Origin of the sequence: Synechocystis salina LEGE 00031 (assembly GCF_015207985.1) — a bacterium.
In the GTDB taxonomy this organism is placed as follows: domain Bacteria; phylum Cyanobacteriota; class Cyanobacteriia; order Cyanobacteriales; family Microcystaceae; genus Synechocystis; species Synechocystis salina.
Genome location: NZ_JADEVV010000065.1, coordinates 1 through 21,396, shown reverse-complemented (window position 1 = coordinate 21,396; position 21,396 = coordinate 1). Strand labels below are relative to the sequence as shown.

Here is a 21,396-nt window from a genome sequence, read left to right as displayed (position 1 = left end):
GGTTGGTGGGTTTTATGGGCTTAATTTGGTTGGTGAATCTACCCTACCCGATGGTGCGACGGCCCGTGGCCAGAGTAGCGCCCATGTTGCTTTTGCCCAGTTACCTGAGTATGGACAGGAATTACCGCGAGGCGATCGCCCATGGAGAACAGGCGGATCAGTTGGTGAATAATGCCACCAGCGCAGCGGATATTGAATTGGGGGCGGAAAAAGTGCGCCTCGCTCAGCAAAATTTAGACCAGTTGCCGGTGTGGTTCCTTGGCTATGAACCGGTGAAAGTGTGCCAATTTATGGGGGGCTGTTCTTGGAATTTCACCTTCGACGAATTTCAGCAGGCCAGGGCCCAGGTGGGACGTATGGAAGCCAGGGTTTTTCAGGAAAAAAATGCCCTATCGGCCCTGACTACGGCGGAGCAGAATATCCAAGGAGCCAAAACTAGTTATGAACAGGCCACTACCCCCGAACAACGGCAAGCGGCGATCGCGAGTTGGCAAGGGGCCATCAATCAATTGACCCTAATCCCAGAGAAAACCTTGGCCGGAAGTCAAACCACCAATCGTTTACGCAACTATGAACAGGAATTTCAACAGGTGGCGGGTTTAGTGGCGGGTACAAATCAAACCCAAACCATGGTGATGGCAGCCCAGCAATTTGCCCAGCGGGCTGATCAAAGCATTGCCCAGGCCCCTTTAACGGTGAATCAATGGCAGGAGGTGCTTAATTTGTACCAAGAAGCCATCCAGAGATTGCAAATGGTGCAACCCCAAGATGCCCAATATTTGTCAGCCCAAACCTTTTTGGCGGAATATACGGAAACCCTTGGTAAAATTCGCATCAATTTAGCGGCGGAACAGGGAGCTATAGCCCAATTTGACGAGGCCCAAAACCAAATTCAAAACCTATTAACTAATCTCCCTCCCAGCAGTGATAGTCAAGGCCGCAACCGTATTAAGGGGGAAATTAGCCAAATTATTAATCAACTACAAAAGGTACAGCCAGGCACTACCGTTTATGACCAGGCCCAAACCCTAATTGACCAAGCCCAAAGTCGAGCCCAGCAACTTTAGTTGGAATTTTTAGGGAATTAAAACTGATTGGATAACCACAAATTCAGCACCGTAGCTAAAAGTTTTACCTTCCTATTGTTGGGAGGTATAGCTATGGGTTTGGCTACCGCTTCTTTAGGCTGGACTTACGCAGCTTGGTTTGGACAAATTCCCCTCTGGCTTTGGGTTTTTAGAGCTAATCCCACTAAGCTTAATTTTACCCAGCTCAAACAATTTTTAATTTCAAGGTTGATAACAGCCATAGCTTGGGGAGGAGGATTTTATGGCATCGCCTTATTTTGGATTACCGGAGTCCATCCCCTCACTTGGTTGGGGGTACCTTGGTTGGCCAGTCTGGCGATCGCCGCTTTTTGTTGGTTGGCAATCACAGCTTGGGGCATTGTCCTGGTATGGGTTTGGTTGTTGGCCATGGCAGCTTGCCAAATTACCACAGCCCGGACAACGGTTAATCCTATTTTTAGAAATTTGTCCTTCATTCTTTGGGGTACCGCCAGTTGGTGTACTTTGGAAATCCTCTGGAGCCATTCCATTCTTTGGTGGAGTCCGGTGGCCTATACCCAAAGCCCTAGTCAGTTACATTTTTTGCAGTGGGGAGCCTTGGGTGGGCCGGCGTTATTAACCGCTTTTATTGTGGCTATTAATGGGCTGTTGGCTTTAGGTTTGACTAATTCTTTAGACACTAAAACCACTAACAACGATGGCCGTATTTGGCCTTATTTATTCCTGGCTATGGTGATGTGGCTTGGTTGTCAGGGGGGAGGGTGGTTACTTTACCAAAAACCCTTGGCAGATGTACCGGAACAAAGCATTAATGTGGGCATTATCCAAGGTAATATCCCCAATCAAATTAAGTTTAATAGTGAAGGTTGGCGCCGGGCGATCGCCGGTTATACAGAGGGCTATGAAAAACTGGCGGGGCAGGGAGTGGATATCGTACTTACACCGGAGGGAGCCTTACCCTATCTTTGGGAAACGGTGGTGGCCAGGAGTGGTTTTTACCAAGCTATTTTGCAAACCCAAGTGCCGGTGTGGTTGGGGGCCTATGGCACCAAGGGAGATGGTTACACCAATAGCCTCTTTACCATTGATAGCCAAGGACAATTACGGGGGCGCTACGATAAAGTTAAGCTGGTACCCTTGGGAGAATATATTCCACTCAGTAACGTTTTGGGGCAATTAATCCAACGGCTTTCCCCCCTCAAGGAGCAGTTACTCCCTGGCGATCGCCCCCAGGTTTTACCCACTCCCTTTGGCCCGGCGGCGGTGGTCATCTGCTACGAGTCTGCCTTTCCCCATCTGTTGCGGGCCCAGCTATTGCAGGGGGGAGAATTTATTCTTTCCAGTGCTAACAACGCCCATTACAGCGACACCATGGCCGCCCAACACCATGCCCTGGATGTGATGCGAGCCATTGAAGGCGATCGGTGGTTAGCTCGGGCCACCAACACTGGCCTTTCCGCCATCATTAATCCCCGGGGGGAGACCCTCTGGTTATCGGCCATGAACCAGTATCAAATCCATGCCGCCCCCATTTATCGTCGTCAGCACCTTAGCCCCTATAGCCGTTGGGGAGATTGGCTGGTGGTTTTATTATTAATCCTGTCGGCGATCGCCTGGTTTTATTCCCTGGGCACCAGGACTCATTTTTAAGGGGCTACCTAGGTTTTCCTGGCCCTTAAAGTGGAAACAGACAAGACGGCACCAATGGTGGAAACTAATCGCAACATTATGGAATTAATTTTATACAGCAAGCCAGGTTGCCATCTCTGTGAAGGATTAATGGAAAAATTAGTCCAAATTGACAACCTGGCCATTGAGCTAGAAGTCCGTGACATTACCGCCAACGAAAAATGGTGGGCCGCTTATCAATATGAAATTCCGGTGCTAGTGTGGCGATCGCCTTCGGAGGAAATTACCTTGCCAAGATTGTCCCCCCGGGCCCCCGTCAGCCAATTGGAAAAGTTACTGCAACAATACGTTAAAGTCTGACTTGCTCCGGCAGGCGAAGGGGTAGGCTTAGATGGAACGCAACGGCGATCGTTCATTGCGCCCCCCAGGGACAACGGATGAATAAGTGGTTTAGTAAAAAGTTTTTAGCAACGGATATTCGGGCTCCCCATAATTTTACCGGGGTGCATTTAGCTCCTCCCCAGTGGTTGAAGCTAATTTTTTTGCTAGGGGCGGACTTTATTGCCTTGCTGGTAGCTTGGATTGCCGCCCATCGCCTCAATGATTTTTATTCCCCGCCTCCGCCCCAGTTTGTTTGGTGGACTTGGTGGGGGCTGCCCAGTTTATTTTGGTGTTACGCCGCTATTATTCTGGTTGTTTTTACCTACGCTGGTTTATACCGCCCCCAAACCCGTACCCAAAACTTTCTCGGCGTCATTAAACTGATCAGCTACGTTTTTCTCCTCACCCTGGTGGCGAAATATTTTTACGATCCGGCGATCGACCTGCCCCGTTCCCTATTTTTTTCGGCTTGGGGTACTAGCATTATTTTTGTCACCCTAGCCCGTTTTGTGACTAGCCTAGTCCTTAGTCCCCTGGAAAGTCGCCAAGCTATTCCCATTTTCCTCATCGCCACCTCCTACCGTATTCAGCACCTCACCGTCACCCTGGAGAGACGTTCCCAATACCGAGTGGTGGGGGTCGCCCTCGCCAGCACAGCCCACAGCCATCATACTTTGCAACAAATTTTGGCATCCGGGGCCCAGGAAGTTCTCGCCGAAGCCTTACCTGAAGCTGATTTAGCCTCTAGTTTGTACTGGCATTTACGGGGGGAAAACATTGCCCTCAGACTATTACCGTCCAGCCGGGATATGCTCTACCGCCGAGGCATGCCGGAAATTTTTGCTGGTCTGCCAACGGTGCGGGTGGAAATTCCCTTGCTGGTGGGGTTAGATTACCGCCTCAAAAGAGCTTTGGACTACGGTGGGGCTTTATTGGGCATTGCCTTGCTTTCTCCCCTATTTTTGGCGATCGCCATGGCCATCAAACTATCTTCCCCGGGCCCGGCTTTTTTCCGTCAGGAGCGGGTGGGACTCCAGGGCAAAACTTTTCAAATGTGGAAATTTCGTACCATGGTGGTCGATGCTCCCCTGCTCCAGCAACATCTAGAAGCCGCCAACGAAAACGATGATGGCATCATGTTCAAGCTCAAACGGGATCCCCGCATTATTCCCCTCGGACATTTTCTGCGCCGCAGTAGCTTGGATGAAATTCCCCAATTATTCAATGTGGTAATGGGGCAAATGAGTTTAGTGGGCCCCAGGCCTTTGCCTCTCAGGGATGTGGAACGGTTTGATGCTTGGCACCATATTCGTCATCAGGTCATGCCTGGGGTCACAGGACTATGGCAAATTTCCGGGCGATCGGATATTGGCAGTTTTGACGACGTGGCCCGCCTAGACTTGTACTATATTGACAACTGGTCATTAAACCTTGATTGGGACATTCTGGTGGAAACGGTCAGAATATTATTGTTTAGGAAGGGGGCTTATTAGAAATGGTTTTAAAAGTAGTGTTATCAGCCCGAAAGTCCCCCTTGATATAACCAGTTTCTACCAAAAAAGCCCGCAGGGCCTCGGGATAGGAGTCGTATTTAACCTCGTTTAAACAGTTACTTTGGTCATCGTATTCCAAGCAATCGCTTAATCCCCAATCAGAGTCACGGTCATAGTATTTGAGCATGGTCTGCCAGCTATCATCCAGTTCTCCTATTAGGGCTTTATTCGCCACGTAGGCCGCCAAAAACCCGTTCTTTTCCCAATCTTGCGCCATGATTTCCGGCAATTCTTTTTCCATGGACTGGGCATTTTCTCGATGGATGAACTGAAAACGAGGTTCAAAGGTAACGTCCACCAGTTCGTCGTTGCGTAGGGCAAAAATTTGGGCCGGGGCCGCACTGCCCGCATAGGAGGAAAAACGGTAAAGAAAACGGTTATCTATTTCAGCGTACTCATACCAACCATCCCCATCTAAGTCGGCGGCTTCGTGGGGGCCACCATTAAATAAACCCAAATCCACCACGGACCAATCCTGTCCCTGGGCTTGACTGGTAATGACTTTGACTTCGTTACAACAATGGGCCCCGCCGGTATAAGTGGCAAAGACTACTGCGGGCTGGGCATTGTCCGCATCCATGGGAGCGATTTGTATTAAGGCGGCGGGAAACATGGCTTCCGTACCTTCCACTACGGCCACCGTTTGTCCTTGCCATTGCACTGTGACGGTGGGAGTCCAGGATTCGTATCCATCCTGGGTCACCTTAGTGTGCTTGAGGATGGCGGTGAGTTGTCCCTCGCTTATTTGGCCATCGATTTTGCCCGACTCCTGATCGGCCATAAAAATACTTGACTTAGGAGCGTCGGCTAGATAGGTTCCTTGGCGATCGCCACTTTCCACTTGACTGCTCTCTCCCGCCGCGGGGAAGGAGGGGGTAATGGCACAGGCGGATAGGGGCCAAACTGAAGCCAATGCTAGCCCCAGGGCACCAATGTAAAAACCTTGATATAAAGCCATAACTATCACCCCACAAAGATTGGACTGTTAGATTTTTGCCAATTTCCATTGTGGCAGGAATTTTTCGGGGCCATAACTTTTTTGCTTAGGCAGTAACTAAACTTAAAGCTTCCCCAGTAAGGCTAAAGGCCCGAGCTTCGGTAATTTTTACTGGTACCTTTTTACCCAAAAGTTCGCCAATCTCTCCTTGGAAGAAAGTTAAGCGGTTGCCCCTGGTGCGTCCCATCACTTGCCCCGGACTCTTAAGGTTTTCCCCTTCCACCAAAACTTCTTCCACTCGCCCCAGATAACGCTGGGAACGTTCCATGGCCTGGGTAGAGACCAAATGATTTAGCCTCTGTAGGCGATCGCCTTTGACTTCCTCGGATAACTGATTGTCCCAGAAGGCGGCAGGGGTGCCGGGGCGGGGAGAATAGGCAGCGGTGTTAAGTAGGTCAAAACCCACCTCTTCAATGAGTTGGAGGGTATTTTCAAACTGGGCTTCCGTCTCTCCAGGAAACCCAACAATCACATCGGCACTAATGGCCGCATCGGGCATATAGCGACGAATTTTTTCAATAATTTGTAAATATTTTTCCCTGGTGTAGCCCCGTTTCATAGCTTTAAGAATTTCGTTATCCCCCGATTGGAAAGGAATATGGAAATGTTCACAGACCTTGGGTAACTCCTGACAGGCTTGGATTAACCGTTCGGTGAAATAACGGGGATGGCTAGTGGCAAACCGCAGGCGATCGATCCCCTCAATGTCATGGACGTGGTAGAGCAAATCGGTCAGGGTATGGAGATGGCGGCCCGAAGGAGTAGTGCCTGGTAAATCCCGGCCGTAGGCATCAATGTTTTGCCCCAGCAGGGTGACTTCCTTAAATCCCTGTTGGGCCAGGACTGCCATTTCCTCATAAATTGCCTCTGGGGTACGGGATTGTTCTACTCCTCGCACATTGGGCACCACACAATAACTACAGCGTTCATTACAACCGTAGATAATATTCACCCAGGCACTAACGGTACTTTCCCGCCGGGGTTTGGTGATGTCCTCCATAATGTGCAAGCTTTCCGTCGCCACCACCTGACTACCCGCCCACACCTGTTCTAGTAACTGATCTAGTCGATTAGCATGTTGGGGGCCCATTACTAAGTCCAACTCTGGCACCCGCCGCAATAACTGTTCTCCTTCCTGTTGGGCCACACAGCCCGCCACCACCAGGGTTAATTCTGGTTCCGTTTGTTTTCGTTTGGCCTGTCTTCCCAGGTAGGAGTAGACTTTTTGCTCGGCGTTGTCTCGGATGGAACAGGTATTGTAGAGGACTAAATCCGCCTGGTTGGGGTCATCGGTATAGGTCATGCCCAAATTGTCCAGAATGCCGGCCATCCTTTCCGAGTCCGCCTTATTCATCTGACAGCCAAAGGTAATAATGTGATAGCGACGGTGAGAAACATTCATGGGAAATAGGGCAAAGCAATGAACAGCACAATGTCTGATTATAGTTCCCTGTCTTAACCCCCGGCTGTCCCCCAACCTGATAAATTGGACAGATATCAGTGATAGACATTTACTCGGATTTAATATGAGAGCTCTGGTTATTGGCGGTGATGGTTACTGTGGTTGGGCCACGGCACTGTATCTCTCTAACAAAGGCTATGAAGTCGGTATTTTGGACAGCCTAGTCCGCCGCTATTGGGATGCCCAGCTAGGGGCAGAAACCCTAACCCCGATCGCCCCCATCCGGCAACGCCTTGATCGTTGGTATGAGTTGACCGGCAAGAAGATTGACCTGTTCATTGGCGACATTAACGACTATCCCTTTTTGACCAATTCCCTCCGCCAGTTCCAGCCCGATGCGGTGGTGCATTTTGGGGAACAACGGTCGGCCCCTTTTTCCATGATTGACCGGGAACATGCAGTGTTGACCCAGGCCAATAACGTGTTGGGCAACCTGAATCTGCTCTATGCACTGAAGGAAGATTTCCCCGATTGTCATTTGGTGAAACTAGGCACCATGGGGGAATACGGTACGCCCAATATTGACATCGAAGAGGGCTACATCACCATCGAACACAAGGGGCGCAAAGACACCCTGCCCTACCCCAAACAACCCGGTAGTTTCTATCACCTCAGTAAGGTCCACGATAGCCACAACATCCACTTTGCCTGCAAAATTTGGGGTCTGCGGGCTACTGATTTGAACCAGGGCATCGTTTACGGGGTGCTCACCGATGAGACCGGCATGGATGAAATGCTGATCAACCGTCTTGATTATGACGGTGTATTTGGTACGGCCCTGAATCGTTTTTGTATCCAGGCGGCCATTGGCCACCCCCTGACGGTGTACGGCAAAGGCGGCCAAACCCGTGGTTTGCTGGATATTCGGGATACGGTGCGCTGCATTGAACTGGCGATCGCCAACCCGGCCGATAAAGGTCAATTCCGGGTGTTTAACCAATATACGGAACTATTCAGTGTCGGTGATCTAGCCCAAATGGTACAAAAAGCTGGCGCAGATCTCGGTCTGAAAGTGGAAATCGACCACTTGGAAAATCCCCGGGTGGAACTGGAAGAACATTACTTCAACGCCGTCAACACCAATCTGCTGGATCTAGGACTGCAACCCCATTTCCTGTCCGATTCTTTGCTTGATTCCCTGTTGAATTTTGCCACCAAGTACAAAGACCGGGTGGATCAAAAACATATCCTACCGAAAGTTACCTGGCGTGGCTAGGTCTTAATGAAAGCGACCCTCACTAGTTTGGTGGGGGTTTTCTTTAGCATTTTCTTGTCCAATGCTTTCACTGTCTGGTCATCGAAGAAATGTAAAAAATGGCAACAAAAGTACGGGACATCATCAAATTGCTAGAATCAGATGGTTGGTTTTTGGTGAACACTGTTGGTAGTCATCGACAGTTTAAACATCCTACTAAAACTGGTAAAGTGACTGTCTCAGGAAAATTGAGTGATGATGTTCGCAAAGGAACCTTAGCCAGTATCCTCAAACAGGCAGGATTGAAATGATTGATCGATATCTTGTGGTCTTAGAAAAAAGTGGCACGGGCTTTTCTGCTTACTGTCCCGACGTGCCCGGCTGTATCGCCACCGGGGAAAACTTGGAAGAAACTACAGCACAAATGAAATCGGCTCTGGGGTTACATCTAGCAGATATGGATTCCTTGCCTCAACCAAGGGGTATTGAATCCTATTTGGAAGCCTTGCAGGATTCCGCTGGGGAAGAATTTTTCCTAACCCACATTGCCCCGGACAAAATCTTAGTTAATTTTTAAATTTTTTATTTTTTCATTTGCAAAAATTATGGCTGATCCCCTCACTCCGGCTATCAGTGACCGCATTTGTAAGCACATGAACGAAGATCACGCCTCGGCGATCGCCCTTTATGCCCAAGTGTTTGGCCAACAGACTGACGTGACTACTGCCCAGATGCAGGCCATTGACCCCACGGGCATGGATTTAGTGGTGGAAAGTGATGGGGGTGCCAAAACCATCCGCATCGAATTTGAGCAACCCCTGAAGGATTCGGAAGATGCCCACCAAGTACTAATTGCCATGGCTAAACAGGCTCGGAGTGCTGGGAAAAATAGCTAATTTGCTCCATTGGGTTCGTGTTGCTCGGCCAACTGTTAAACGTCAATGCCGGCCTCCGCTAGTAATGCCTTGAGGCGATCGTTTTCTGCTTCCGCCAACTCGGCCCGGAGTTTTTCCCGCTCAGCTCGTTGAAACTCTTGCTCTGCCTGGGTTGCTAATGCCACTGTGGAGAGAAAAGGTCGCCCGTCGGGGTAATAAACCCGCAAAGTCTCGGCATCCAACTCGAATTTTATGCCCAACAAAGGACTAACCCAATGGGCCATTTCCTCAATGATGGTCAACTCTCCGCCAATTCGTTGCAACCCAGTGAGTTCATTGTCATCCGGATCGTAAATATAGTACTCTTCGACGCCATGATGATCATAGAATTTTAACTTTTTGGTCATTTCCTTGAGGGTATTGCCGGGGGATAAAATTTCAAACACCACCTGGGGCGGTTGGTTATTTTCCTGCCACTGACGGTAGGAACCTCGTTTGCCCTTGGGTCTGCCCAAAGCCACCATCACGTCCGGTGCCACACGAATTTCTGGATGCCCTTCCACCGGGTACCACAACAGGTCTCCCCCTACGAATACGTCCGGGTTTTGGGCAAAGAGACATTCCAAATTTTCTTTGAGGAGGACAATCCACTCAAATTGTTCTGTGTTGTCGGCCATGGGCTGTCCATCGCTGTCGGGGTAAATGATTTCTCGGTCGAGGGCTACGGTCATGGGGTTAATCCTCGCAATTTTTTCTCCAGTCTAGACAATGCCTTGCCATGGTGGAATTTTGGCTGAGTGGGCTGAATGGTAATGGTGATGGCAAAGTTTGGGCTTTCAAGACTTTAACCATTTATCTTCGTCGGAACTATCCTTGGCGATCGCCAGGTAGCCATAACCTTTGGGGGACTGGTCGATAATCAAAATTTCCTGGTTATGGTGGGGAATTACGGTGGCCCAATCCGGTAGGCTGACGCTCAAAGTTAGTAGGTTGCCAGCGTTGTCGTAAACGTGGGCTTGGCCGATGGTGCCATTGGCTAGGTAGGGTAATTTTTTTGAGGTGACAGTGCCGGTGCAACCAATGACTCGCTCTGCACTGACATCTTGACTAAAGGTTTTAAATAAATTGGCGATCGGACGGGATGCCAGGCGACCAAACCAAAGACTGATGGCCAGGGAAACCAGGAAAATTATCCCAGCCCAACCCAGCAGTTCAGTAGACATAGTACCCATTACCGTAGCGACAGCCACATTGAGTATCCAACCAATTACTCCCCAGAGGCTAAAATCAATGCCGAGGAGAATCATTAATGGAACTTTGCCCAAACCAAAAAAGGAGAGTACTTGCAGAGCCATGGGCACCGCTTCCCCTTCTTCCATCGCTCCCCCCTGGTCAAGCTCCACGTCTAAATGGGTGATGTCCACATCGGAGCCAGCTTCTAAGGACATTTCTACATCCAGTTCTTCATCCCCATCACCGGAGATAATCATTAACCCCAGGCAGAGCACCCCCACCGCCAGCAGCAACCAGTAGGGCAAATTAGCTAAGTGGAAAAGCATAATGGTGGCATTCCTTGATACTAGCGATGGTTTTTGGGCAGACGCACCGGCGCCGGATTGAGGGGACAAAGGAGTTGGTTGAGGGTACGGAGTTGTTCCACTGTGCCCAGGCAAATGAGGGCATCGGCATCTAGTAAGTGGGTGTCTCCCATGGGTCCCACAATTAATTTATGGTCTTGGCGACGAATGGCCAGAATTAATGCCCCCGATTGGGCCCGGAGTTGGGCTTCCCGCAAGGTTTGGCCAATGTAGGGACAGTCTTGGGCCCCAATACGAAATTCTTCCATATAAAAAGACCGATCCGCCCCAGTCAAGATGCCATCGACAAAACTTACCACCTGGGGCCGCAATGCCGCCGCCGCTAGCCTTTTACCTCCGGTAATGTAGGGAGAAACTACCTCATCCGCCCCGGCCCGTTTCAGTTTTTGCACCGCTTCTTCCGAACTGGCCCTGGCGATCGCCCGAATTTCAGGATTGAGGGTTTTGGCGGAAAGGACGGTGTAAAGATTTTCCGCATCGGAGGAAAGGGCAGAAACAATGCAAGTGGCCCGTTCAATATGGGCCGCCAGGAGAATTTCGTCCAAGGTGGCATCTCCCTGGAGGACAGCATAGTCCCTCAGCTTTGCTTGGATGATAACTTCTGGGGAAGCATCAATCACCACAAAGGGAATATTTTCCACCGCAAACTCAAAGGCAATTTGTTGCCCTGTGCGTCCATAGCCACACAGAATGTAATGGTCTGCCAATCGCTCAATCACCTTTTGCTCCTGCCGCCGGCGTAAACTGTCTTGAAAGTATCCCTGGATAAAGGCTTCGGTGAAACGATTTACCATGTAGCCTATGGTCAATAGGCCCATCAAAATCAGCAAAATGGTAAACAAACGGGATGCCGGACTGAGGGGATGGGTTTCCCCAAAGCCGACGGTGGCGAGGGTAATGGTGGTCATATAGAAGGCATCCAACCAAGTCCAGCCTTCTACGTACCTGTACCAGGCCGTGCCGATCACAAATAAGCCCGCTAGGGTAATGGCCCCGGCCATCAATTCCTGTCTTAACCTGCGCCCCTGGCGATCGATCAGATTTAACAGGTTTTCCTGACTTGGTGATCCCAATCCCATCCTAAAACCTCACTTAAAACAGGTCAGTCGATTTAAGATCAGGAGACAATTATTTCAGAGGGGTGACCCTACCCCTGCAGACCATATCCAAATTTGGCCAGTCTAACGCGTTAGGAGCCCCCCGTGACCTATTCCCCTGTTGTTGAACCCGTCGAACCCCAAGCTTTTGCCGTGACCGACCTATCCGCTGCCGCTGAGTTTAAAACTGAAGATTTTGATGCCTATGTGATGAACACCTATGGGCGTTTTCCCATTGCGATCGCCAAGGGCCAGGGAAGTACTTTGTGGGATACCCAGGGCAAAAGTTATCTCGATTTTGTCGCTGGCATTGCCACCTGTACCCTCGGCCACGCCCATCCAGCCCTAATTAATGCAGTTTCTGAGCAAATTCAAAAACTCCACCACGTCTCAAACTTATACTACATTCCTGAGCAGGGGGAACTGGCTAAATGGATTGTGGACCACTCCTGTGCGGACCGGGTTTTCTTCTGTAACTCCGGAGCAGAAGCCAACGAGGCGGCGATTAAATTGGTGCGAAAATATGCCCACACCGTCCTAGATTTCCTCGAACAGCCCGTTATCCTCACCGCCAAAGCCAGTTTCCACGGTCGCACCCTGGCCACCATCACCGCCACAGGTCAACCGAAATACCAGCAGTATTTTGACCCCCTCATGCCGGGCTTTGATTATGTGCCCTATAACGATATCTGTGCCCTGGAAAATAAGGTGGCGGATTTAGACGAAGGTAATAGTCGGGTGGCGGCCATTTTCCTGGAACCGTTGCAGGGGGAAGGGGGAGTCCGCCCCGGGGATTTGGACTACTTCAAAAGGGTGCGGGATATTTGTGACCAAAACGATATTTTGCTGGTCTTTGACGAAGTGCAAGTAGGAGTAGGACGTACTGGTAAGCTGTGGGGCTACGAACATCTCGGGGTAGAGCCAGACATTTTCACCAGTGCCAAGGGCCTAGCTGGGGGCATTCCCATCGGGGCGATGATGTGCAAAAAATTCTGTGATGTGTTTGAGCCGGGTAACCATGCCAGCACCTTTGGCGGTAATCCCTTTGCCTGTGCTGCTGGGCTAGCGGTGTTAAAAACCATCGAGGGCGATCGCCTGTTGGATAATGTCCAAGCCCGGGGGGAACAGCTACGGAGTGGTTTGGCGGAAATTAAATATCAATATCCCACACTTTTTACCGAAGTCCGGGGTTGGGGCTTGATCAACGGTCTAGAAATTAGCGCCGAAAGTTCCCTTACCTCCATTGAAATTGTCAAAGCCGCCATGGAACAGGGTTTACTCCTAGCCCCCGCTGGTCCCAAGGTGTTGCGGTTTGTGCCCCCCTTGGTGGTAACGGAAGCAGAAATTGCCCAGGCCGTGGCAATTCTCCACAAGGTGATCGCCACTTTAATTTAATCAGTTAACGGTCAAATAAATATCACACCGCTCTAGTTTTTTAATCTAAGTCTGGGGCGGTTTATTATTGGAAAATCGAGCCATTAGTCTAGTGGGCTTACTGGCATTTTTGCTCCATGCTATACCATGAAAAACCTGTGGCAATTGCCCGATCCCCTACCGGATCAAGAACAATTTGACCTGCTACTGCAAAATCAAAATATTACTTTGGAACGAATTATTTCCACTGGGCAGATTACTCCAGAGGGGAAATGGTATGACCAAGACCGCATAGAATGGGTAGTATTGTTGCAGGGAAAAGCGGAAATAACCTACGATACCGGTGCAGTGATTAACCTTAATAAAGGGGATTATTTGCTTATTCCCGCCCGGCAAAAACATCGGGTAACATTTACCAGCAATGAACCACCCTGCATTTGGCTAGCCTTACATTTTGATTAAATTACTCATGGCCCCAGACCGTCAAGCCTTAAAGCAAAAACTATTCACACTGATCCAGCCTCTACAAAAAGCCAAGCGGGGTGCCCCCCTCACCAACCGTACTTTACCGGCAAATACTTCCAACCAAATCGAAGCCCTAGTAACGGCGATCGAAGCCTTAAATCCCAACCTATACCCACTGTTATACTCACCCCAATTACTAGATGGCAATTGGTTACTAAACTATTCCACTGCTAGGGAAATTAGATCCCTAGATAAGCTGCCCCTAGGGCTGAAAGTTGGCCGTATTTATCAAATCATTAACGTCCCCAATCAATCGTTTCTAAATCAAGCTTTTGTTTACCATCCCCTCGGCCTGGCTAAAGGTTATGTCAAAGTGACAGCAAAGTTTGAGATTGCCAAACCGGCTGGGGAAGTGTTGCCCGATAAACGCATCAATGTGGAATTTCTCGAAAGGATAATTTCTGTGCAAAAACTAATGGGTGTGCCTACCCCCAAGTTAGATCCAGCCAAAGTTGTGCCTGCCCGATCGCCGGAGGGAAGAATTCCCTTCTTAGAAATCACCTATCTTGATGAGGATTTGAGAATTGGCAGGGGTGGCGAAGGTAGCCTATTTGTTTTGTCAAAAGTGGCCCAGGTTACTCCATAGCGTTGACTTATGATTGGGAGCAGGTATCAATGAAAACTAAGTTGGCAATGATATTAGTTTTTAATTGTTTATTTTCCGTCTTCATTAATCCTGGTATGCGGGCAGAAGAAAGCATCAACGCCGCTGATTGTAGCTTTAATGGTTACCCCCTCTACGGCAAAATTCAATTAGTTGATTCTTTTCCCGATCTCACAGTGCAGGTGGTCAATGCCTTTCCCAATCTTAAGGTACAACTAGTAGAGAGTTTCCCCAATCAATGTGGGCTATGGCAAATTGTGACCTCCTTTCCCGATACCAAAATTAAAATTTTTGAATCATTTCCCGACGTTAAAATTCAGTACGTGGATAGTTTTCCTGGGCTGCCGTAGCGCCCATTGCTTTAAATGTTTTTCGGGCATAGCAATAACAAAAGAAAGTTTTTTATTCCCTTTAATAGGATTAGGCACAGATTAGTCTAGCAACGCCGCTCCATGCCAATCAATATGCTCACCCATCAAACTGGAAATGAAGTAATAGCTGTGGTCGTAGCCCGGTTGCAACCGGAGGGTGAGGGGATGGTTAGCTGCTTCGCAAGCCGCTTGGAGTAACTCTGGCCGCAGTTGGGTGGTGAGGAACTGATCGGCGTCCCCATAGTCCACCAAAAGGGGTAGCCGCTCCGGGGCGGATTGAATCAAAGCACAGGTATCCCACGGTTGCCAGCTCAACTGGTCATCCCCTAAATAAGCTTGGAAAGCTTTTTGTCCCCAAGGTACTTTGCTGGGGGCAACAACCGGGGCAAAGGCTGAAACACTGCGATAACGACCAGGATTACGCAGGGCAATGACCAGGGCACCATGACCCCCCATGGAATGGCCAAAAATACTCCGGGCATTGGTGGCGGGAAAATTATTCTCAACCCATGTAGGCAGTTCTTGCACCACATAATCATACATACGGTAATGGGCGGCCCAGGGCGGTTGGGTGGCATTGAGATAGAAGCTGGCCCCCATACCCAAGTCATAATCTTCAGAGTCAACTATGCCCTCACCCCGGGGACTGGTGTCCGGTGCCACAACAATTAGTCCATACTTTGCGGCGTGTTGCTGTAAACCCGCTTTGGTGATGGCATTTTGTTCCGTGCAGGTGAGGCCAGACAGCCAGTACAAAACTGGGCAACGTTGGTTGCTGGCCTGGGGCGGCAGATAAATACCAACGTTCATGGCGCAATTGAGCACAGCACTGTGATGGCGGTAAACGCTCTGCCAACCCCCGAAGCTAGCGTGGTGTTCTAATCGTTCCATGGGTTGAATTAATAATGAATAACACTGCGAATTGATTTGCCTTCGTGCATGAGGTCAAAGGCTTGATTAATCTCGCTGAGGGTCATGGTGTGGGTGACAAAGGGGGCCAGTTCAATCTCCCCCCGCATGGATTGTTCCACCATCCCCGGCAGTTGGGAACGGCCTTTAACACCACCAAAAGCTGTGCCCATCCATCTGCGACCGGTGACAAGCTGGAATGGTCTGGTGGAAATTTCTTGGCCAGCCCCCGCCACGCCAATGATCACCGATTGCCCCCAACCCCGGTGGGCACATTCCAGGGCAGAACGCATTACCTCCACATTGCCAATGCATTCAAAGGAGTGGTCCACTCCCCAGCCGGTCATCTCGACAATGACTTGCTGAACGGGTTGGTCATGGTCCTTTGGATTAATACAGTCGGTGGCCCCCATCTGTTTGGCAAGCTCAAATTTGGCTGGGTTGGTGTCGATGGCAATGATGCGGCCAGCTTTAGCCTGTCTGGCCCCCTGCACCACCGCAAGGCCGATGCCCCCCAGGCCGAATACCGCCACTGAGTCCCCCGGTTGCACTTTGGCAGTATTGTGTACAGCACCAATGCCCGTGGTGACGCCACACCCCAGGAGGCAAACGTGTTCGTGGTTAGCCTCAGAATTAATTTTGGCCAGGGAAACTTCGGCAACGACGGTATATTCACTAAACGTACTACAACCCATGTAATGGTAGAGGGGTTGGCCGTTGTAGGAAAAGCGACTTGTACCGTCCGGCATGACCCCTTTCCCCTGGGTGGCCCGCACTGAAACGCACAGATTGGTTTTGACAGAACGACAAAATAAACACTCCCCACATTCGGCCGTGTAGAGGGGAATAACGTGGTCTCCCGGTTGAACACTGGTTACCCCTGCCCCTACTTCAACCACAATTCCTGCCCCCTCATGGCCCAGCACCACAGGGAAAAGTCCTTCTGGATCATCGCCGCTGAGGGTAAATGCGTCCGTGTGGCAGACTCCGGTATGGGTGATCTTAACCAGGACTTCCCCTTGCTTAGGTGGGGCCACATCTATTTCTACGATTTGCAAGGGTTGGCCCACTTCAAAGGCAACGGCGGCGCGGGATTTCATAGCAGATCCTTAACGTTGAAGGGAATAACGGGTGCGGCAGGATTCGAACCTGCGACCGTCCGCTTAGAAGGCGGATGCTCTATCCACTGAGCTACGCACCCAGGCTTGCTACTGAAAACTATTCTCCCATATTTTTTGAGGCTAAGGTTTCACCGTTGCAGGCAGGTTCCCAACCTTGTGTCAAAATGGTTAACGGCCGGATTTTAGCCGCCCCCGATGGAATGCCAAAACTTGGTTGATCTTGGCGGAGTTCAATTACCCTGGCCAAGTTTGATTTCTGGTCCCACGGAATCTAAAAGTTTTAATTATTTTTTATTTTTGTCCCTTTGCCCATGACTGCCACCCTTGCCGCTCCCAGCAAAACCCGCCGTGTTGTTTTTCCTTTTACGGCGATCGTTGGTCAAGATGAAATGAAGTTGGCTCTGTTGCTCAATGTCATTGATCCCAAAATTGGCGGTGTAATGATCATGGGCGATCGGGGCACTGGGAAATCCACCACCATTAGGGCCTTGGCGGATTTGTTACCGGAAATTGAAGTGGTGGCCAATGATCCTTTTAACTCTTCCCCCCATGATCCGGAAATGATGAGTGAGGAAGTACGCATCCGGGTGGATAGCCAAGAGCCCCTGGCCATTGTTAAAAAGAAAGTCACCATGGTGGACTTACCCCTAGGCGCAACGGAGGACCGGGTGTGTGGCACCATCGACATTGAAAAAGCTCTTTCAGAAGGGGTTAAGGCCTTTGAACCGGGTCTATTGGCTAAGGCCAACCGGGGCATTTTGTATGTGGATGAAGTCAACCTCTTGGACGATCACCTAGTGGATGTGTTGTTGGACTCCGCCGCTGGGGGCTGGAATACGGTGGAGCGGGAAGGTATTTCCATTCGCCATCCGGCCCGATTTGTCTTGGTTGGTTCCGGTAACCCTGAGGAAGGGGAATTGCGACCTCAATTATTAGACCGATTTGGTATGCACGCTGAAATTCGCACTGTGAGGGAACCGGCCCTGCGGGTAAAAATTGTGGAGCAACGGACGGAATTTGACCAAAATCCCCAGCCCTTCTGTGACCATTATCAAACGGAACAGGAAGCGTTGCAGGCAAAAATTGTTAACGCCCAAACTCGGCTTCCCCAGGTGACCATTGATTATGACTACCGGGTGAAGGTGTCTGAAGTTTGCGCCGAGCTAGATGTGGATGGATTACGGGGGGACATTGTTACCAACCGGGCCGCCAAGGCGATCGCCGCTTTTGAGGGGCGCACTGAAGTAACCGTAGATGACATCAGCCGGGTGATTGTACTTTGTTTGCGCCATCGTTTACGGAAAGATCCCCTAGAGTCCATTGATTCTGGCAGTAAGGTGGAAAAGGTATTTAAACGGGTTTTTGGCATTGTCGATGAAGTTTAGGTTTTTTGCCATTCCCCCTTTAGTTTTTGCTGGGTAAGTGAGGGTAAACATTGGTGAAACCGTCCCTTCCTAGGAATTTCCCCTCATCAAGGGGGCTGGGGGATAGGGGGTAAAACCTATGCTTAGTTTAATTACATCTATCTAGTTAATCCATGGCTGTACATTCTGAACCCGATTGGCTCTGGCGGGGGACGGCGGAAATTTTTCCCCACAATGCTGATTCCCACAACTCCTTGGAAAATTTGGGGGTTTTAATCCAGGGCGATCGCCCTTTGCGGATCAAGCTGGGCATTGATCCCACGGGCACGGACATTCACCTCGGCCATAGCATTCCCTTTCGCAAATTGCGGGCTTTTCAGGATGCGGGCCACACAGCGGTGGTAATTATTGGCGATTTCACGGCCCAAATTGGTGATCCGACTGGAAAATCGGAGGTGCGGAAACAGTTAACGGCGGATCAGGTGAAGCGTAATGCGGAAAGTTACCTGGCTCAGTTGCGCCCCATTTTAGATTTTGATACCCCTGGAAGGTTGGAAATCCGCTACAACTCGGAGTGGTTGTCCCAATTGGATTTATCCCAAATCTTAGAGTTGCTGGCCAAGATGACGGTGGGGCAAATGTTGGCCAAGGAGGGGTTTGCGGAACGTTTCCAAAAGGAAAATCCCATCTTTTTACATGAATTTCTTTACCCTTTAATGCAGGGCTATGACTCCGTAGCAGTGCAAGCTGATGTGGAATTGGGTGGCACAGATCAAAAGTTTAATATTGCAGTCGGTCGGGACTTACAAAGACATTTTGGCTTGAAGCCCCAGTTCGGTTTGCTATTGCCAATTTTGTTGGGGACAGACGGACAACAAAAAATGTCTAAGTCCCTGAACAATTATGTGGGCTTACAGGAAGATGCCTTGTCCATGTATTCCAAGCTAGAAAAAACCCCCGATCGCCTTTTGGGGGAATACTTTGAGTTGCTGACTAAGTTAGATCTGGGTCAACTACCAGATAATCCGAGGGAGTGCCAAAAACTTTTAGCCAAAGAAGTTACCAGTCAGTTTCATGGAATGGAAGGGGCGATCGCCGCCCAGGAAACAGCGGAGGCCATTGTTACCCAGGGGAAAGCGGGCAATACGGACAGTGTGCCGGAATTTTGCCTAGGGGAAGTTACCTTTCCGGTTAAATTGGCCTATCTCCTTAGTGCCACCGGCCTATGCCCCAGTAGTAGTGAGGGTCGGCGTCAAATTAAGGGAGGAGCCGTGCGTTTAGATGGCGATCGCCAGTCAGATGTTAACCAGGAATACCAACAACCGCAGGATTTAGACGGCAAAGTACTCCAGGTAGGCAAGAAAAAATTTATTCGCTTCACGGTGAATTAGTAGTTAAAATAGTAGATTGTGACTACTCTCTCCGTCGGCGATCGAGGTAGAATTGAGCCGAGCTGATTAGACCGGTCAATCCTGCCCATTCCTGCCCGATTCATCAAGATTCAACCAATTGCTGCCCAACCTTAGAATTTAGGTCATCGCCCCCATGAACAATTTTGTTTTAATGGCCACCGTCATTCGGGAGCCGGAATTGCGCTTTACCAAAGAAAATCAAACCCCCGTCTGTGAATTCCTAGTGGAGTTCCCCGGTATAAGGGATGATTCCCCCAAGGAAAGTTTGAAAGTGGTTGGTTGGGGCAATTTGGCCAACACCATTAAAGAAACCTACCACCCAGGCGATCGCCTAATTATCGAAGGGCGCTTGGGCATGAACATGGTGGAGCGGCAGGAAGGCTTTAAGGAAAAACGGGCTGAGCTGACTGCCTCCCGCATTAGTTTGCTGGATAGCGGCAACGCCACCGCGCCTGGGCCATTCTCCCCCCCCTTAGATGAGTTTGAGCCTGTCGATGCCAACGGCGGTACTGACGATATTCCCTTTTAACAAAAATGCCGTAGAATTCCCCTTCCTCCCTTGCAGAGAAGGGTAGTTCACGTTAGCTATGCTCAGTCAGATTTTTTTGTTAACCCTAAAATTTTCACAATGGCGGATTCCCTTCCCGATTTAGCTGATCTCAATCCCTTACCGTTTCTAACTGAGGCGGGGGAAATTGATCCGAGCTACGAAAAACGTATTGGGGTTTACGCCATTTTTGACCAGCATCAGACCCTGCAGTACGTGGGCTATTCCCGTAATCTAGCCATTAGCCTACTGCAGCATTTAGTGCGCCAACCGGAGCATTGCCATGGGCTCAAGGTACACACCATCGACCACCCCGATCGCCAACTATTAGTTCAAATTCAAAACCATTGGCTAACTGGACAAAATCCCCCTGGAAATGGTGATAGCCAGAAAATTTGGGCTGAATCCATCAACGTCCGGGATTATTGGACTCCGGAAGAGGCCGCTGCCGTTGCGGTCAGTGAACCAGGGGATACTCCCAAGCTCCTGAAAAAAATTGCCCGTAGGCTAGAGACTGAAGTATTGGCCAAACTGGAAGCCAGGGGCGTGGGGCAACCAATTCGCTTCAATCCTAAACTCAAAGAACAAGGGCTGTTGGACGTCACATAGGATTCAAGCTATAACCGTCCATTAAAATGAAGGGAATCCAAGAATTGTGTCGATGTGGCTAAATTTTCTGGGGTTATTGCCCTCGACGGTTTTGACCCTGCTGTTGATCGCCATTGCGTTTTTGAGGTTCTATGACCAAACCGACTTTGAATTCCTCGGACTTGTTGCCAACCCCCGGGGGTGGAGCAATGGACTCACCGTGGCGGCCCTCTTGGCTACACTGGCTAATTTCGGCGTTGAGTGGAACCCTCGAAATCGAGAAGCAAATCGCTTGGCTCAAGAAGAGCAACGAAGAGCGGAAGATCTTGCACGAGCAGGGGATGAAAGAGCTGAGGAAAGGCAACGCAGAGCTAGAGCAGAAGATATACAACTCGCCGAACTAGAATCGAAACTCGATGCCGTATTGCCGAAATCCAGTTTCAGCTTGACCCCTCCGAATCCAACCGACGAAGCTTAAGAATTGCCTTAGCAGTATTGGCAGAATTATGGAGATTTGTTTTAACTTTCGGTTGATCAACAGCGATCGCCTTTGCGGTGGCGGCCCGTCTAGAGTCGGAAATTTTGCCGACAATAATGTTCTAACCTACATTCCGCAGGCTCTACCAATAGTTACTAAATTTTCGGGAAAACACTACAGATAGCGTAGTTTTCTAGTATTGATTGACTGGGAGTCAAGAGGCAAACCCCGAAATAGGCTTGCCGTCGT

24 protein-coding genes and 1 tRNA gene are annotated in these 21,396 nt (G+C 49.8%); 17 read left to right on the top strand and 8 right to left on the bottom strand.

Annotated features, from left to right (window positions below; genetic code table 11):
• The 4 genes from IQ217_RS16930 to IQ217_RS16915 form a co-directional block, all read left to right on the top strand.
• The coding region (locus IQ217_RS16930) for a hypothetical protein (RefSeq protein ID WP_194020851.1) at positions 1–1,067 on the top strand (1,067 nt) is incomplete at its 5' end.
• A gap of 93 nt (positions 1,068–1,160) precedes the next feature.
• Positions 1,161–2,717 (top strand): apolipoprotein N-acyltransferase, encoded by a 1,557-nt coding sequence (lnt, locus tag IQ217_RS16925; RefSeq protein ID WP_194020850.1) that lies wholly within the window; start codon positions 1,161–1,163, stop codon positions 2,715–2,717.
• A gap of 54 nt (positions 2,718–2,771) precedes the next feature.
• The gene (locus tag IQ217_RS16920; RefSeq protein WP_228025778.1) at positions 2,772–3,056 is read left to right on the top strand and encodes a glutaredoxin family protein; all 285 of its coding nucleotides are present in this window, start codon (positions 2,772–2,774) and stop codon (positions 3,054–3,056) included.
• Positions 3,057–3,133: 77 nt separating this feature from the next.
• Entirely contained in the window at positions 3,134–4,570 is a 1,437-nt protein-coding gene (locus IQ217_RS16915) for a sugar transferase (protein ID WP_194020849.1), read from the top strand.
• On the opposite strand, the gene IQ217_RS16910 is transcribed toward IQ217_RS16915, so the two are convergent.
• Entirely contained in the window at positions 4,551–5,588 is a 1,038-nt protein-coding gene (locus IQ217_RS16910) for a hypothetical protein (RefSeq protein ID WP_228024230.1), read from the bottom strand. The two genes, IQ217_RS16915 and IQ217_RS16910, sit on opposite strands and share 20 nt — an antisense overlap.
• Positions 5,589–5,673: 85 nt before the next feature.
• The gene (gene miaB / locus IQ217_RS16905) at positions 5,674–7,029 is read right to left on the bottom strand and encodes a tRNA (N6-isopentenyl adenosine(37)-C2)-methylthiotransferase MiaB (RefSeq protein ID WP_194020848.1); all 1,356 of its coding nucleotides are present in this window, start codon (positions 7,027–7,029) and stop codon (positions 5,674–5,676) included.
• Positions 7,030–7,153: 124 nt separating this feature from the next.
• Between miaB and IQ217_RS16900 the strand changes: the two genes are divergently transcribed.
• The 4 genes from IQ217_RS16900 to IQ217_RS16885 all read left to right on the top strand — a co-directional run bounded on the left by IQ217_RS16900 (position 7,154) and on the right by IQ217_RS16885 (position 9,180).
• Positions 7,154–8,305: an NAD-dependent epimerase/dehydratase family protein gene (locus IQ217_RS16900; protein ID WP_190599075.1), complete on the top strand. Its 1,152-nt coding sequence runs from the start codon at positions 7,154–7,156 to the stop codon at positions 8,303–8,305.
• Positions 8,306–8,403: 98 nt separating this feature from the next.
• Entirely contained in the window at positions 8,404–8,595 is a 192-nt protein-coding gene (locus IQ217_RS16895) for a type II toxin-antitoxin system HicA family toxin (RefSeq protein WP_194020847.1), read from the top strand.
• Positions 8,592–8,861, top strand: coding sequence for a type II toxin-antitoxin system HicB family antitoxin (locus IQ217_RS16890; RefSeq protein WP_194020846.1), 270 nt, complete (start codon positions 8,592–8,594; stop codon positions 8,859–8,861). The genes IQ217_RS16895 and IQ217_RS16890 overlap by 4 nt, the downstream gene beginning before the upstream one ends.
• Positions 8,862–8,889: 28 nt before the next feature.
• Complete coding sequence (locus IQ217_RS16885; RefSeq protein ID WP_194020845.1) at positions 8,890–9,180, top strand: DUF2470 domain-containing protein; 291 nt, start codon at positions 8,890–8,892, stop codon at positions 9,178–9,180.
• A gap of 35 nt (positions 9,181–9,215) precedes the next feature.
• Here IQ217_RS16885 and IQ217_RS16880 read toward each other — a convergent pair whose 3' ends face one another.
• The 3 genes from IQ217_RS16880 to IQ217_RS16870 form a co-directional block, all read right to left on the bottom strand.
• Positions 9,216–9,890, bottom strand: coding sequence for a Uma2 family endonuclease (locus IQ217_RS16880; protein WP_194020844.1), 675 nt, complete (start codon positions 9,888–9,890; stop codon positions 9,216–9,218).
• Positions 9,891–9,995: 105 nt separating this feature from the next.
• Positions 9,996–10,718, bottom strand: coding sequence for an OB-fold-containig protein (locus IQ217_RS16875; RefSeq protein ID WP_194020843.1), 723 nt, complete (start codon positions 10,716–10,718; stop codon positions 9,996–9,998).
• Positions 10,719–10,738: 20 nt separating this feature from the next.
• The gene (locus IQ217_RS16870; protein ID WP_194020842.1) at positions 10,739–11,836 is read right to left on the bottom strand and encodes a potassium channel family protein; all 1,098 of its coding nucleotides are present in this window, start codon (positions 11,834–11,836) and stop codon (positions 10,739–10,741) included.
• Positions 11,837–11,959: 123 nt separating this feature from the next.
• Between IQ217_RS16870 and IQ217_RS16865 the strand changes: the two genes are divergently transcribed.
• The 4 genes from IQ217_RS16865 (at position 11,960) to IQ217_RS16850 (ending at position 14,707) form a co-directional block, all read left to right on the top strand.
• A complete protein-coding gene (locus tag IQ217_RS16865; RefSeq protein ID WP_194020841.1) occupies positions 11,960–13,249 on the top strand; it encodes an acetylornithine/succinylornithine family transaminase in 1,290 nt (429 codons plus the stop codon).
• Between the two features lie 126 nt (positions 13,250–13,375).
• Positions 13,376–13,690: a cupin domain-containing protein gene (locus IQ217_RS16860; protein WP_194020840.1), complete on the top strand. Its 315-nt coding sequence runs from the start codon at positions 13,376–13,378 to the stop codon at positions 13,688–13,690.
• Between the two features lie 7 nt (positions 13,691–13,697).
• Positions 13,698–14,339, top strand: a complete 642-nt coding sequence (locus IQ217_RS16855; protein ID WP_194020839.1) for a PAP/fibrillin family protein — start codon at positions 13,698–13,700, stop codon at positions 14,337–14,339.
• 29 nt (positions 14,340–14,368) lie between these two features.
• Positions 14,369–14,707 carry a 7(1) septoil knot domain-containing protein gene (locus IQ217_RS16850; RefSeq protein ID WP_194020838.1) on the top strand — a complete coding sequence of 113 codons (339 nt, stop codon included), beginning with the start codon at positions 14,369–14,371 and terminating at the stop codon, positions 14,705–14,707.
• 81 nt (positions 14,708–14,788) lie between these two features.
• On the opposite strand, the gene fghA is transcribed toward IQ217_RS16850, so the two are convergent.
• The 3 genes from fghA to IQ217_RS16835 form a co-directional block, all read right to left on the bottom strand.
• On the bottom strand, positions 14,789–15,619 hold the full coding sequence (gene fghA / locus IQ217_RS16845; protein ID WP_194020837.1) for an S-formylglutathione hydrolase: 831 nt from the start codon (positions 15,617–15,619) through the stop codon (positions 14,789–14,791).
• 8 nt (positions 15,620–15,627) lie between these two features.
• A complete protein-coding gene (locus IQ217_RS16840) occupies positions 15,628–16,737 on the bottom strand; it encodes an S-(hydroxymethyl)glutathione dehydrogenase/class III alcohol dehydrogenase (RefSeq protein ID WP_194020836.1) in 1,110 nt (369 codons plus the stop codon).
• 28 nt (positions 16,738–16,765) lie between these two features.
• A tRNA-Arg gene (locus IQ217_RS16835) sits at positions 16,766–16,838 on the bottom strand.
• Between the two features lie 231 nt (positions 16,839–17,069).
• Here IQ217_RS16835 and bchI point away from each other — a divergent pair.
• The 5 genes from bchI (at position 17,070) to IQ217_RS16810 (ending at position 21,147) form a co-directional block, all read left to right on the top strand.
• Positions 17,070–18,143 carry a magnesium chelatase ATPase subunit I gene (gene bchI, locus IQ217_RS16830; RefSeq protein ID WP_190599614.1) on the top strand — a complete coding sequence of 358 codons (1,074 nt, stop codon included), beginning with the start codon at positions 17,070–17,072 and terminating at the stop codon, positions 18,141–18,143.
• Between the two features lie 152 nt (positions 18,144–18,295).
• A complete protein-coding gene (gene tyrS / locus IQ217_RS16825; protein ID WP_194020835.1) occupies positions 18,296–19,513 on the top strand; it encodes a tyrosine--tRNA ligase in 1,218 nt (405 codons plus the stop codon).
• 154 nt (positions 19,514–19,667) lie between these two features.
• Positions 19,668–20,063, top strand: coding sequence for a single-stranded DNA-binding protein (locus IQ217_RS16820; protein ID WP_194020834.1), 396 nt, complete (start codon positions 19,668–19,670; stop codon positions 20,061–20,063).
• Positions 20,064–20,162: 99 nt separating this feature from the next.
• Entirely contained in the window at positions 20,163–20,690 is a 528-nt protein-coding gene (locus IQ217_RS16815) for a GIY-YIG nuclease family protein (protein ID WP_194020833.1), read from the top strand.
• A 52-nt stretch (positions 20,691–20,742) separates the two neighbouring features.
• Positions 20,743–21,147 carry a hypothetical protein gene (locus IQ217_RS16810; RefSeq protein ID WP_228016724.1) on the top strand — a complete coding sequence of 135 codons (405 nt, stop codon included), beginning with the start codon at positions 20,743–20,745 and terminating at the stop codon, positions 21,145–21,147.
• Positions 21,148–21,396: the final 249 nt, after the last annotated feature.